Raw genomic sequence first — 13,825 nt, 5'->3', positions numbered from 1 at the left:
ATGTTCCAGATTCACTGTCCGCACTGCGGGGCAACCCGCGAGGAAGAAGAATTCAGCTACGCCGGTGAGGCCTACATCGCCCGCCCGGCCAAGCCGGAAGAGGCGACCGAGGCCGAATGGGGCGACTACCTGTTCATGCGCAAGAACACGCGCGGCTGGTTTTGGGAGCAATGGCAGCACACTGCCGGTTGCCGCAAGGTGTTCGCGGTCAAGCGCAACACCGTCAGCTATGAAATCGCCGGCACCTGGACGCTGGCCGAAGGCAAAGAGCTGTATCTGAAGGAGAGCGAAGCATGAGCGCTTACCGTGTATCCCGCGCCAGCCAGCGCATCAACGAAAAGGCGCCGCTGACCTTCCGCTTCGACGGCAAGAAATACAAGGGCTTCGCCGGCGATACGCTGGCCTCGGCTCTGATCGCCAACGGCGTGAAACTGATCGGCCGCAGCTTCAAGTACGGCCGTCCGCGCGGCATCGTCGGCCATGGCGCCGAAGAGCCGAACGCGCTGATCCAGCTCGAGACCGGCGGCCATACCGTGCCGGATTTGAAAGCGACCCAGGTGGAGCTGTACGAAGGGCTGTCCGCCACCACCACTACCGGCTTTCCGTCGCTCAATTTCGACTTGAAGGGGCTGGCCGGCCAGTTCAGCCGTTTCATGCCGCCCGGCTTCTACTACAAGACCTTCATGGGTCCGGCGAAAGCCTGGCCGTTTTACGAAGAGATCATCCGTAAGGCTGCCGGCTACGGCCGCGCCCCGGTCGATCCGGATCCGGAATTCTACGACCACCTGCACCACCACGTGGATGTGCTGGTGGTGGGCGGCGGCGCCTGCGGCCTGTGGGCCGCGACGCTGGCCGGCCGCGCTGGCCTGAAGACGCTGCTGGTCGACGAGCAGAGCGAAGTGGGCGGCTGGATGCTGTCCGACGCACGTGCCGTGATCGACGGCAAGCCGGCGATGAAGTGGGTGAGCGAGCGCCTGGCCGAGCTGAAGAGCCTGTCCAACGTCACCGTGCTGACCCGCACCACCGCGTTCGCCCACCACGAGCAGAACCTGGTGCAGGCGGTCGAGCTGGTGCAGGACCACCTGCCGATCGCGCAGCGCGTCGCCACCACGCCGCGTCAGCGCCTGCACAAGATCCGCGCCCACCACGTGGTGCTCGCCTCCGGCGCGATCGAACGTCCGCTGGTATACGGCAACAACGACCGCCCGGGCGTGCTGACCGCCGCCGCCGGCCAGACCTACCTGAACCGCTACGGCGTGGCGGTGGGCCGCAAGGTGCTGCTGCTCACCCATAACGACGCGTCGTACGACACCGCGCTGGATCTGGCCGAGGCCGGCAGCCGCGTGACGCTGATCGACACCCGCCAGCGCGGCGCCGCCGCCTGGCGCCTGGACGCGGCGAAGAAGGCCGGCGTCGAGCTGCTGCTCGGCTACGGCATCGCCGAGGTGCAGGGCGGCAAGGCCGCCAGCGGCGCCAAGCTGGTCAAGCTCGACCCGAGCTGCCTGACCGTAACGGGCAAGGGCCCGACCCTGTCGGCCGACGCCATCCTGTCGTCCGGCGGGCTGACCTCGACCGTGCACCTGTTCTGCCACAACAACGGCCGCCCGTACTGGAACGAGGAGCGCCTGTCGTTCGTCACCCCGGACGAAGGCCGCCAGGGCATCAGCGTGGCAGGCGCCGTCACCGGCCGCTGGGGCCTGGGCGAGGCGCTGGCGCAGACGCACGCCTCGGTGAGCGCGATGCTGATCGGCTTCGGCCGCAATCCGTCCAGCACCTGCCCGGTGAGCGAAGACCAGGACATCCAGCCGACCCGCCGCGTGTTCCGCGTGCCGGACGGCAAGCCGGAAGGGCACGGCGCCAAGGCGTTGGTCGACTTCCAGAACGACGTGGCCGCCGCCGACATCCACCTGGCGGTGCGCGAGAACTACCGCTCGATCGAACACGTCAAGCGCTACACCGCGCTGGGCTTCGGTACCGACCAGGGCAAGCTGTCCAACGTCAACGGCTTCGCCATCGCCGCCGAGGCGCTCGGCATGCCGATCTCGCAAGTGGGCACCACCACCTACCGCCCGGCGTACACCCCGGTGACGTTCGGCGCGCTGGCGGGCAGCCACGTCGGCGACACCTTCGATCCGCGCCGCTACACCGCGATGCAGTCGTCGCACGTTTCGCGGGGTGCGTTGTTCGAGACCGTCGGCCAGTGGATGCGCCCGTGGTACTTCCCGAAGGGCAACGAGACCATGCACCAGGCGGTGGACCGCGAGTGCCTGGCTACCCGTAACAGTGTCGGCGTGATGGACGCCTCGACGCTCGGCAAGATCGATATCAAGGGCCCGGACGCGCGCGAATTCCTCAACCGCATCTACTCCAACGCGTGGAGCAAGCTCGACCCGGGCAAGTGCCGCTACGGCCTGATGCTGGACGAGAACGGCATGGTGATGGACGATGGTGTGACCGCCTGCGTTGCCGACGATCACTTCTACATGACCACCACCACCGGCGGTGCGGCCCGTGTACTGAACTGGCTGGAGCGCTGGCACCAGACCGAATGGCCGGAACTGAAGGTGCGCTTCACCTCGGTGACCGACCACTGGAGTACTACCGCCGTGGTCGGCCCGAAGAGCCGCGCCGTGCTCAAGAAGCTGTGCGGCGACATCGATCTGTCGGCCGACGCGTTCAAGTTCATGGACTGGCGTGACGGTACCATCGCCGGCGTGCCGGCCCGCGTGTGCCGCATCTCGTTCTCGGGCGAACTGGCATACGAGATCAACGTCGATGCCTGCTACGGCCACTACATCTGGGAACAGGTGATGGAGGCCGGCAAGGAGTTCGATATCACGCCGTACGGCACCGAGACCATGCACGTGCTGCGTGCCGAGAAGGGCTTCATCATCGTGGGCCAGGACTCCGACGGCTCGATGAGCCCGATCGACCTGAACATGGCTTGGGCTGTGGGCATGAAGAAGCCGTTCAGCTTCCTTGGCAAGCGTTCGCTGTCGCGTTCCGACACCACGCGTTCCGACCGCAAGCAACTGGTGGGCCTCTATACCGAAGACCCGAAGGTGGTGCTGGCCGAAGGTGCGCAGATTCTGTCGAGCCGCAACACGCAGGCGCCGGCCGACATGCAGGGCCATGTGACCTCCAGCTACCACAGTGCCTTCCTCGGCCGCTCCATCGCGATGGCGGTGGTCAAGGGTGGTCTGAAGCGCGAAGGCGACACGGTTTACGTGTGGGCGCACGGCAAGATGCACCCGGCCAAGGTGGTTTCCTCCGTATTCGTCGATCAAGAAGGGGTGCGTCAACATGGCTAACTTCCAACCCTACCTCCAGTCGCCGCTGGTCAACTTCAACCTGCCGGCGCAGACGGTGCCGGCCGACGCCAGCCAGAAGGTGCGCGCCAACGAGCTGCCGCTGTTGGGCTACATCGTGTTGCGCGGCGAACTGGCCGACGCCGCCGTGGCTCAGGCCATCACCAAGGCCACCGGTCTGGCGGTGCCCGCAGCCAGCCGCTTCAGCAGCGGCGAGGCCGGGGTGCTGATCTGGCAATCACCGGACGAATGCCTGCTGGTGACCGCCCGTGCCGCCGTGCCGGCGCTGCTGGCGGCCTGCGCCGATGCCTTCGCCGGGCTGTTTGCCCAGGCAGTGGACAACAGCGGCGGCCTGACCACGGTCTACCTGTCCGGTGTCGAACACGTCACGCTGCTGCGTCACCTCGGCGTGTACGACTTCGAGTCGGTTGAGGCGGGCGACGCAGTCAGCACCGTGCTGGGCAAGGCCGGCGCGCTGGTGTGCCGGGTGGATGGCGACGGCGTGTTCCTGGTGATCCGCCGCAGCTTCGCCGACTACCTGTGGCTGCTGATCACCAAGGCGGCGATACCGTACCGCTTCGCCGTGGCCAAGCTGCCTTCGGCCGGCAAGAGCCCGTTCCTGCGGCTGGTCGACGCCGGCAGCCCGGCCAAGCGCCCGGTGGCGGCCTGAGAACCCGTTCACGATCAGTCGCGAGCAGCCCTCAGCGGGGTGAAGAGCAGCGCAGGAACCGGAATGTACAAGTAGTACATGAGGATTTCGAGCGGCACATGAGCCCCGATCAGGGATGCGCAGCAAGATCGTGAACAGGTTCTGACCTTCCTATCTGTTCCCGGTGGTTATTACCATCACTTGATGCCCCTTCGGGGGCTTTTTCCATTTGGCGTGGCATACGCGTGCTGGTTATCGATCTGCGCCATGCCATGTCGGTCTGCGGCAAAAACCGGTCGCTGCTGCCGAGGTTGGCCGAAACCGCCTCGTGCACCATTTCTTTGAGGCGGGTGGGGTGCCCGCGAGGAGAAAAAATGTCACTGCATAACGACAGCATCGTCATCGACGGCCTGATCATCGCCAAGTGGGAACGCTCGGTGTTCGACGACATGCGCAAGGGTGGCCTCACCGCCGCCAACTGCACCGTGTCGGTGTGGGAGGGCTTTACCGACACCGTCGACAATATCGCCGACATGAAGCGGAAGATCCGCGACTACAGCGACATCCTGTCGCTGGTCCGCACCACCGAGGACATTCGCCAGGCCAAGCGCGACGGCAAGACCGGCATCATCCTGGGCTTCCAGAACGCCCACGCCTTCGAGGACAACATCGGCTATATCGAGGCCTTCGCCGACATGGGCGTGCGCGTGGTGCAGCTGTGCTACAACACGCAGAACCTGATCGGCACCGGCTGCTACGAGCGCGACGGCGGCCTGTCGGGCTTCGGCCGCGAAGTGATCGCGGAGATGAACCGCGTCGGCATCATGGTCGACCTGTCGCACGTCGGCAGCAACACCTCCAAGGAAGCGATCCTCGAGTCGAAGAAGCCGGTGACCTACTCACACTGCCTGCCGTCCGGCCTGAAAGAGCACCCGCGCAACAAGAGCGACGAGGAACTCAAGTTCATCGCCGACCACGGCGGCTTCATCGGCGTCACCATGTTCCCGCCCTTCCTCAAGCGCGGCATCGAGGCCACGGTGGACGACTACGTCGAGGCGATGGATTACATCATCAACCTGGTGGGTGAGGATTGCGTCGGTTTCGGTACCGACTTCACCCAGGGTTACGACAAGGGCTTCTTTGACTGGATTACCCACGACAAGGGCCGTTACCGCCGCCTGACCAATTTCGGCACCATTCTGAACCCGGAAGGCATTCGTACCATTGGCGAAACGCCGAACCTGACCACAGCGATGGAGAAGGCCGGCTGGGGCGAGCGCAAGATTCAGAAGGTGCTGGGCGAGAACTGGTTGCGTGTGTTTGGCGAGGTGTGGGGCGCCTGACCCCGGTTCCGATCACGCAAGAAGAACGGCGTGGGTGGCGATGGATGTCGCACCCGCGCCGTTTTTGCTGTGGCCGGTCGTGAAATGCCGGGGCCAATGCGGGGGAGAAGAAACCCGCCAGTAACAGGCACCGTGCTGGCGTTAAAAAGCCCGGCCATGCTCCAAGGGCTTGGCCGGGCCGTATCCGGGTCAAGGGCGAGGCACTCGTGTCAGTGCGCCCCGTTACCGACGGGTGGGGTTACTGGCCGATCCCGATACCAACACCACCTTGGGTTTTGACGCCTGCAGCTCCGCTGCTGCTGGCCCCTGCACCGACGCCGACCCCCACGCCGACCCCAGCTCCAGCATTGGAGCCACTGGAAGCCTCTGCCGGGCGCTGAGTTGTCGTGGCGCTGCCGGAGCCTGCGCTGCCGGCCTTGCCTGCCGTGGCTTGACCTGCGGCCTCGGCCGCCGCATCGCCACCGGCCGCCGCGCTGGCGCCGCTATTGAGTTTTGCGCTCACTTTCTGGAGCGTGGCCTTGGTGACACCTTTGACCTTGAGTAAATCGGACGGCGACCGGAAATCGCCATGCGCCTTGTGGTAAGCCACGATTCTTTCGGCCTGCGTCTTGCTGAAGCCGGCTTGCACCAGCTCGGTAGAACTGGCGGCATTGATATCCAGTGCTAGAGCGGCGGAACTGCTCACCGCGAGAAGCAGGGCACCAACGAGGTGGGAACGAATCGGATGGTATTTCATTAAGGCTCCTTTTCCCTGATGGGTTTTCAAAGGGACCTTGATGGTAGCCAAGGGGTTGTTCAAAACTGTTAATCAATTCCTTCATTTTGTTAAGTTTCTTTGCTTGGTGACGCTGAAGGCCGATTCCGTTCCCCGCGGATACCGTCCATCACCCACGGCTGCGGCATAGCCACGTGCACGTCAATTCCCTACGTCGACACATCGCGCCGACCGGCGGCCTGCCGCTGCCCGATAACGGCCGAAGGGTATGCCAGGGGTCGCCTGTGGCGGCCCCTGGCGCCGTTCAGTATCAATGTCTACTTCGGCTGCGCCACCATGCGCAGGTAGGGCTTCAGTGTCTTGTAGCCCTCTGGATATTTTTTCTTCGCCTCCTCATCCGATACCGAGGTCGGGATGATCACGTCGTCGCCCGGGCGCCAGTTTACCGGCGTGGCGACGGTGTGCTTGGCGTTGAGCTGCAGCGCGTCGAGCAGGCGCAAAACTTCGTCGAAGTTGCGGCCGGCGCTCATCGGGTAGACCAGCATCGCCTTCACCTTCTTGTCCGGGCCGATCAGGAACACCGAGCGCACCGTGGCGTTGTCGACGGCGGTGCGCGGCCCGGGGCTGGCGTTGGGGTGGATCATGTCGTAGAGCTTGGCCACGTTCAGGTCGGCGTCGCCGATCATGGGGTAGTTGACGGCGTGGCCCTGGGTCTCGGCGATGTCGCCGACCCAGGCCTTGTGGTCGCTGACCGGGTCGATCGAGAGGCCGATGATCTTGGTGTGGCGTTTGTCGAATTCCGGCTTGAGCTTGGCCATATAGCCCAGCTCGGTGGTGCAGACCGGGGTGAAGTCTTTCGGGTGCGAGAACAGGATGGCCCAACTGTCGCCGATCCATTCGTGAAAGCGGATGGTGCCTTCGGTGGTGTCGGCAGTGAAATCGGGCGCTTCATCGCCAATGCGGATTGCCATGATCTTCCTCCTTGTGTACGTCGGGCTGGAGCCGCCGAAGCGGCCGCGGACGGATGCCTGCTGCGCGCTGATATCGCAACAGGCGGAGTCAGTATAGATACTGCGGTGCTGCATACCGGACCATCTTCACCATGTCGTTCACCAACAAGAACAGGTCGTCACAATGCCGCTGGGCTGGAAGAGGGTTCGGCACCATGGTGCACAAGGAAAGTTCGACGAGGCCTGCGATTGCCATGCGCGGCGACGGCCCAGCCCACATATTCAGGTATGCCCATGTACATGTCGGAGACCGGTTGGGACGAGGCCAGGCAGCACCAGTTGCTGGGTGAGCACGACGTGCGCGTGCTCGCGAAGGTAAGGGGAGAGTGAGTCGTGAGTTACCCGGCGTGCGAGGCATGCCGGGTTTTTTTGTTTCATCAGTGTCGGTCCAACCCACAGGAGTGAGCGGATGAGTCGTTTGAAACGCGTTGCATTATCGTTGTCCTTGCTGCTGGCCACGGCGGCAGCCCAGGCCACCGAGCTGAAGCACTGGCCGGCGGACGTTGCCGAGAAGCTGAACACCATGATCGCCGCCAACGCCCACAAGGGCGCCTACGCGGTGTTCGACATGGACAACACCAGTTACCGCTACGACCTGGAAGAGTCGCTGCTGCCGTTTCTCGAGATGAAGGGTGTGCTGACGCGCGAGAAACTCGACCCCTCGCTCAAGCTGATTCCGTTCAAGGATTCTCCGGGCTTCAAGGAGAGCCTGAACAGCTATTACTACCGGTTGTGTGAAGTGGACGACCTAGTGTGCTACCCGTGGGTGGCGCAGGTGTTCTCCGGCTTCACACTGAAGCAGCTCAAGGGCTACGTCGACGAGCTGATGGCCTACGACAAGCCGATCCCGATCAAGTACTACAGTGGCGACAAGGTGGTGGAGGGCACGGTTAACCGGCCGCACATCTACACCGGCATGCAGGAGCTCTACAACCGCCTGCAGGAAAACGGCATCGACGTCTATGTGATGACCGCAGCGAGCGAGGAACTGGTGCGCATGGTCGCGAGCGACCCCAAGTACGGCTACAACGTCAAGCCGCAGAATGTCATCGGCGTCAACATGCTGCTCAAGGACAAGAAGAGCGGCGAGCTGACCAGCTCGCGGCTGCAGATCAAGAAGGGCAAGTACGATCAGGCCCGCAACCTCGATCTGGAACTGACCCCCTACCTGATGAACCCAATGACGTGGTACGAGGGCAAGCTGGGCTCCATCGTCGGCTGGATCGACCAGTGGAAGAAGCCGGTGCTGGTAGGCGGAGACACACCGATCTCCGATGGCTACATGCTGCTCAACAGCACCGACGTGGAGAAGGGCGGGATGCGCGTGTGGGTCAACCGCAAGGCCAAGTACATGCCGGCCATGCAGTCGTGGTGGGAAGAATCGGCCAAGCGCCAAGCGTCGCTGGGCCAGACGGTGACCGCCGACAAGAACTGGCTGGTGGTCAAGCCGGAAGACATCCAATAAGCGCCGCTAACAAAACCCTCTTGGCGTTGTTGTGCGGCTTGGCCGTACTGCTTGTACTGTCTGCAGCCGCACGCCTAGCCAAGACCGCTGTGCTGGGTTTTGTTAGCGACTCCAACGATAAGCGGGACCACCCGCAGTAGCACGTAAAGCAGCAGAACGGGACTATTCCCATCTTTTATCCATGTAGAGGAGTTGGCATGAAGCAAGTTCGCAACAGTGTCAAGCTGCTGGCCGCCATCGGCCTGGTCTGTTCCAGCGCCAGTTGGGCAGCCGACAAACCGCTCATCAAGATCGGCTACGTCGAAGGCTGGGCCGACAGCGTGGCCACCACGCAGGTCGCCGCTGCCATCATCAAAACCAAGCTGGGCTACCCGGTGGAGCTGGTGCCGGTTGCCGCCGGCATCATGTGGCAGGGCGTAGCGCGCGGCGATCTCGACGTCACGCTGTCGGCCTGGCTGCCGGTGACGCACGGCGACTACTACCAGCAGCTCAAGGACAAGGTCACCGATCTGGGGCCCAACTATCCCGGCGCCAAGATCGGCCTGATCGTGCCCGAGTACGTGCCGGCCAAGAGCCTGGCTGACCTCAACAAATACAAGGACGCCTTCCAGGGCCGCATCGTCGGCATCGACGCCGGCGCCGGCGTGATGAAGAAGACCGAGCTGGCGATCAAGGACTACAGCCTCGACTACAAGCTGATGCCGAGCTCCGGCCCGGGCATGGCGTCCGAACTGGCGCGTTCGATCAACGCCAAGAAGCCGATTGCGGTGACTGGCTGGATTCCGCACTGGATGTTCGCCAAGTGGAAGCTGCGTTTCCTGGAGGATCCGAAGAAGGTGTACGGCGAGGAAGAACACGTCGACACCGTTATCAACCCCGGCCTGAACGCCAAGGCACCGCAAGTGGTGAGCTTCCTGAAGAAATTCTCCTGGAAGCCGGAGGAAATTGGCGCGGTGATGCTGGAAGTCGAGAACGGTGCCAAGCCGGCGGCGGCGGCCGAGAAGTGGGTTGGCGCCAACGGCAAGCGCGTGGCCGGCTGGCTGTAAATTTGTTCCCGGGTGGTGAATACCATCTCTTGACGCCCCTTCGGGGGCTTTTTTCATGGCACCGTCGATTTGGCGTATTACCCGCCAGACAAGCCGCGCATTGTTGGGTTTTTGTGATGGCTTGAACCTGAAAGCGGGGCAGGTGTGCGGTATTGCCCAGCAGTTTCTCAACCCGTCATTCAGGCTGAAACCGTTGAGCTGATGGTGAGGGAGGAAGAAGAGGATGGTTTGGTGTCATCAGCACCAAGCTAGCTTTCTCTAAAAAACATTGTCATCAATTTTGTGGGCGCCATCATGGTGACAGGTGTTCGTCGGATGCCACCGGTCAGGCAATCCAGTGCGGACAAATGACCGCCAAAGCACAGCCGTCCCATAGATGGGAGATAGATAGTCCCCGCTTCTCCATTCATTCCAGCTTGCCACATTGAATTGCCAACGGCATAAATATTGCGGAAAATGCTGCATTCCCAATTGTCATGTCTGCCATCAGGCGACACCCCGCCTACTTATCTGATTCCCCATGACCTTAGACTCCCTCCTCGCCAGCTTCGCCGCCGCCTTCACCCAGCACCAGCGCCTCCTGACCCTGCAACTGGGCGACGGCGGGCGCTGGGGCGAGACGCTGTTGCCGCTCGCCGTGCATGGCGACGAGGCGGTGTCCGACAGCTACCGCTATCGCGTCGAGTGCCTGTCGCCCGATACCGGCCTCGAACTCAAGAGCCTGCTCGGCGTGCCGGTACGGCTCGGCATCGCGGGGGCGGACGGCACCGAGCAGGTGCGCTGCGGCGTGGTCAGCGCCGCCGAGGCGGTGGGCAGCGATGGTGGCTTCGCCAAGTACGTACTGACCGTCGAACCGCCGTTCGCGCTGTTGCGCCTGCGCAAGACGTCGCGGGTGTTCCAGGACCTCTCGGTACCTGACATCGTGCGCCAGGTGTTCGCCGAACACGCCGCCGCCAACCCGGTGTTCGCCGCGGTGCAGTCGCTCGACTTCGCCCTCGCTGGCGAACTGCCGCCACGAAGCTACTGCCTGCAATACCGCGAGAGCGACTACGATTTCGTCGTGCGCCTACTGCATGAAGAAGGGCTGGCCTGGCGCTTCGAACAGGGAGAGGGAGCGACCGAGCGCGGTAGCGCCGCGTCGCGCGGGAATACGCCCCAAGTGACACTGGTGGCGTTCGACGATCCCTATTCTCCGCCGCCCGCCGGGGTGGAACGGGTGCGCTTCCACCGCAGCGACGCCACCGAGGCAGAGGACGGCCTCACCCGCTGGGACAGCACGCGCCAGATCGTCAGTGGCAGCGTGGCGCTGGCCAGCTTCAACTACCAGCCGGTCGCCACCGGCCACAGTGGGGATACTAGCGCCGTCGACCAAGGCACCGACGGCGCCCGGCTGCAAAGCAGCCTGCAGGACTACGACGTCCCCGGCCCGTACTACGCTGGCGACGCCGACCAGCTTGCCCACTACGCCCGGCTGCGTCAGCAGGCACACGACGGGCAAGCCAAGCGCTTCGACGGCGGCGGCTCAGTACGTGGCCTCATTGCCGGGCAGTGGTTCCGCCTCGACGACCACCCGGCACACGAGGGGGAGGCTCCCGAGCAGCGCGAATTCGTCGTCACGCACCAGACCTTCAGCGCCCGCAACAACCTGCCGAGAGAGCTGGCACGGGCGCTGCCGGCGCTGCTGCGGTCCATGTCGGCCACCGCAGAAGGCCAGGTGGATGCCACCACCAGCGCCCCGTACCACACCACCTTCCGCGCCCAGCGCCGGGGCATCCCGCTTACCCCGGCCTACGCCGGCACGACGCTGGCGAAGCCCACCGCCCGCGGCGCCCAGACCGCCACCGTGGTCGGGCCAGAGGGTGAGGAAGTCCACACCGACCAGCACGGCCGCATCAAGGTGCAGTTCCACTGGCAGCGCCCGGACGAACACCCGACGATCGGTGCCAACCTCGACGACACTTCCAGCTGCTGGCTGCGCGTGGCCCTGCCCTCGGCCGGGGCCGGCTGGGGGCATCAATTCATTCCGCGCCTCGGGCAGGAAGTGCTGGTCGACTTCCTCGAAGGCGATATCGACCGGCCGGTGATTACCGGCGTGCTGTACAACGGCAGCCACCCGCTGCCCGCCTTCAGCGGCGCCGGCAGCCTGCCGGCCAACAAGACCCTGTCCGGTATCAAGTCGAAAGAACACCAGGGCGGGCAATACAACGAACTGCTGTTCGACGACACCCCCGGCGAGGTGCGGGCCAAACTCTCGTCCGAACACGGCGGCACCCAGCTCAACCAGGGCTACCTCACTCATCCACGCACCGACGGCAAGGCCACCCCGCGTGGTGACGGCTTTGAACTGCGCACCGACCGCCACGGCGCCATCCGCGCCGGCCATGGCCTGCTGTTGAGCACCGAGGCGCAGAACCGCGCCAGTGGCAAACAACTGGCGCGCGACGGCGCGCAAGGTCAGCTCGATGCCGCGCTGGCGCTCAGCCAATCCCTCGGCGAGACCGCCTCCACCCAACTGGCCGATACCGTCGAAACTGGACCGGAGACGGTCCAGCCGGACAACGGCAAGGGGGAGAAGAAGTCCGACGGCCACCTGCAGCACCACGTCGCGGCGCTCAAAGCCTGGGAAGCGGGAACGAATACCGATAAAGAATCCAAGACCGCCGCCAATGGTCAGGCCGGCCAGCAGCCGCTGATGATCCTGACAGCCCCCGCCGGCCTGGCCGCGACAACCGACAACAGCCTCACCCTGGCCGCCGGGACGAATATCGACCAGGTTGCCCAGCGCGACACGAACCAAACCTCGGGCCGGCGCTGGCTGCACAACGTGGGGCAGCACATCAGCCTGTTCGTGGCGGGGGTGAAGGACACGATCAGCCTGAAGCTGATCGCCGCCAAGGGCAAGGTGCAGGTCCAGGCGCAGAGCGACGCCATGGAGCTGACAGCGGACAAGGACGTGACCGTCACCTCGTGCAAGGACAAGGTCCATATTGCTGCCGCTCAGGAAATCCTGCTCAACGTCGGTGGTGGTGCCTATATCCGCATGGCGGGCGGCAACATCGAGGTGCATTGCCCGGGGACGGTGAGCGTGAAGGGGGAGGAGCATGTGGTGAACAGTGGAGACTCTCTAGGCATACCAATGCCATGGTTTAAAGAAACGCACGATAGTAGTATCCAGTACCAAATTTTGGACTCTGCGGGCAAACCAGTTTCAAATTTTCAATACAAATTACAAACAAAAACTGGATTAATGTATAAAGGCTTAACTGATGAAAATGGATACACTCAGCGTATTTATGCTGCAATAAAAGAGAGCTTTACAATCAGCAAGTACACAAGCAACAGAGTGAAAAAAGAGGATTTACAACCAGCAAGCAAAAGGGTCTTTGATGATGAAGAATAAGGGTAAAGCCAATCCTAAAAATGACCATGCACACCATGAAAGAGTAAAGCTCGATTGTACGTGCGGCAGGGATATAACCATAGAAGAGTTGATTGATTGCTATCCAAGTCAGCGCAAATCCATATTAGAACGATTTCTACCACATATCAATAATGCCTTTCGCAAATATGAAATAGAAACCTGCATGCGGCGCATGCACTTTCTAGCACAGGTCGGCCATGAGTCAGGCTGCCTGAAATATACAGCAGAAATACTGCCCAAAGGGGTATCTGAGAGTAGTGTATATGACGGATACAAGGGAAGGGGGCTTATTCAAATAACATGGAAGGCAAATTATGAAAAATATGGATACTTTATCGGGAAAGAGCTTCTCGAAAAAAACAAATCTCAACTAGAGGCTGAAGATTTAGCAACAGACTCCGCAGGATGGTTTTGGACAAACGGAGGTGTTTTTAATATGAACACCACGGCAGACCCAAACGATTTTATAGCAATTACCATTGCAATTAATGGCGGATTTAATGGATTCGAACATAGAAAATCATTATTAAAAAATTCATACGATTCCTTGAATGTGACCGCGTGCAAAAACTTGGCAGTTCTGCGTGAGAGTATGCCTGATGAAGCGAAGAAAGCGCTCGCCGTTGATGAATATCAGCTCAAAGACAGCATCGCGTTTAACAATCCACGAAGTGCATTTGCATGGGGATACTGGCACGACCCAAATAGCAAGCGATCAGGAACAAAAAAAGACAAAGAAACATCAATTGCAGGCTATCAAAGATTCTTAGAGTTAATCGAGAAAAAGCCTTTTAAGAAAAAGGCCTTTGGGCTAACTCCAATTCAAATGGAAAAAATAGCAAAAGACGCAATGCAGAAAAAGGATTAA

Annotated in this window: 10 protein-coding genes and 1 other RNA gene; 8 read left to right on the top strand and 3 right to left on the bottom strand. The window is 62.0% G+C overall.

The features are described 5' to 3' along the window. The 3 genes from B9N72_RS11565 to B9N72_RS11555 are packed head-to-tail and all read left to right on the top strand — an operon-like array spanning position 1 to position 3,978. Positions 1–297 (top strand): sarcosine oxidase subunit delta, encoded by a 297-nt coding sequence (locus tag B9N72_RS11565; protein WP_024302089.1) that lies wholly within the window; start codon positions 1–3, stop codon positions 295–297. Next, entirely contained in the window at positions 294–3,311 is a 3,018-nt protein-coding gene (locus B9N72_RS11560) for a sarcosine oxidase subunit alpha family protein (RefSeq protein WP_085276550.1), read from the top strand. The genes B9N72_RS11565 and B9N72_RS11560 overlap by 4 nt, the downstream gene beginning before the upstream one ends. Continuing rightward, the gene (locus B9N72_RS11555; RefSeq protein ID WP_085276549.1) at positions 3,304–3,978 is read left to right on the top strand and encodes a sarcosine oxidase subunit gamma; all 675 of its coding nucleotides are present in this window, start codon (positions 3,304–3,306) and stop codon (positions 3,976–3,978) included. Before B9N72_RS11560 ends, B9N72_RS11555 begins: the two co-directional genes overlap by 8 nt. On the opposite strand, the gene B9N72_RS11550 is transcribed toward B9N72_RS11555, so the two are convergent. Further along, positions 3,973–4,058: non-coding RNA, sX9 sRNA (locus B9N72_RS11550), on the bottom strand. The genes B9N72_RS11555 and B9N72_RS11550 overlap by 6 nt on opposite strands. 273 nt (positions 4,059–4,331) lie before the next feature. Between B9N72_RS11550 and B9N72_RS11545 the strand changes: the two genes are divergently transcribed. Beyond that, positions 4,332–5,300 carry a dipeptidase gene (locus B9N72_RS11545; RefSeq protein ID WP_085276548.1) on the top strand — a complete coding sequence of 323 codons (969 nt, stop codon included), beginning with the start codon at positions 4,332–4,334 and terminating at the stop codon, positions 5,298–5,300. Positions 5,301–5,538: 238 nt separating this feature from the next. Here B9N72_RS11545 and B9N72_RS11540 read toward each other — a convergent pair whose 3' ends face one another. Both B9N72_RS11540 and B9N72_RS11535 read right to left on the bottom strand, forming a co-directional pair. Next, positions 5,539–6,087: a ComEA family DNA-binding protein gene (locus B9N72_RS11540; RefSeq protein ID WP_234985958.1), complete on the bottom strand. Its 549-nt coding sequence runs from the start codon at positions 6,085–6,087 to the stop codon at positions 5,539–5,541. A gap of 245 nt (positions 6,088–6,332) precedes the next feature. Next, entirely contained in the window at positions 6,333–6,986 is a 654-nt protein-coding gene (locus B9N72_RS11535; RefSeq protein ID WP_085276546.1) for a peroxiredoxin, read from the bottom strand. 448 nt (positions 6,987–7,434) lie between these two features. Here B9N72_RS11535 and B9N72_RS11530 point away from each other — a divergent pair, with 448 nt between their 5' ends. The 4 genes from B9N72_RS11530 to B9N72_RS11515 all read left to right on the top strand — a co-directional run bounded on the left by B9N72_RS11530 (position 7,435) and on the right by B9N72_RS11515 (position 13,825). Further along, a complete protein-coding gene (locus tag B9N72_RS11530) occupies positions 7,435–8,490 on the top strand; it encodes an HAD family hydrolase (protein WP_085276545.1) in 1,056 nt (351 codons plus the stop codon). Between the two features lie 197 nt (positions 8,491–8,687). Beyond that, positions 8,688–9,536 carry a glycine betaine ABC transporter substrate-binding protein gene (locus B9N72_RS11525; protein WP_085276544.1) on the top strand — a complete coding sequence of 283 codons (849 nt, stop codon included), beginning with the start codon at positions 8,688–8,690 and terminating at the stop codon, positions 9,534–9,536. Between the two features lie 520 nt (positions 9,537–10,056). Further along, a complete protein-coding gene (locus tag B9N72_RS11520; RefSeq protein ID WP_085276543.1) occupies positions 10,057–12,936 on the top strand; it encodes a type VI secretion system Vgr family protein in 2,880 nt (959 codons plus the stop codon). Beyond that, a complete protein-coding gene (locus B9N72_RS11515; protein WP_085276542.1) occupies positions 12,923–13,825 on the top strand; it encodes a glycoside hydrolase family 19 protein in 903 nt (300 codons plus the stop codon). Before B9N72_RS11520 ends, B9N72_RS11515 begins: the two co-directional genes overlap by 14 nt.

The sequence above is a fragment of the Pseudogulbenkiania subflava DSM 22618 genome (genome assembly GCF_900177275.1).
GTDB lineage: Bacteria > Pseudomonadota > Gammaproteobacteria > Burkholderiales > Chromobacteriaceae > Pseudogulbenkiania > Pseudogulbenkiania subflava.
The sequence above is the reverse complement of the archived record's forward strand: the minus strand, read 5'-3'. Positions and strand labels throughout refer to the sequence as shown.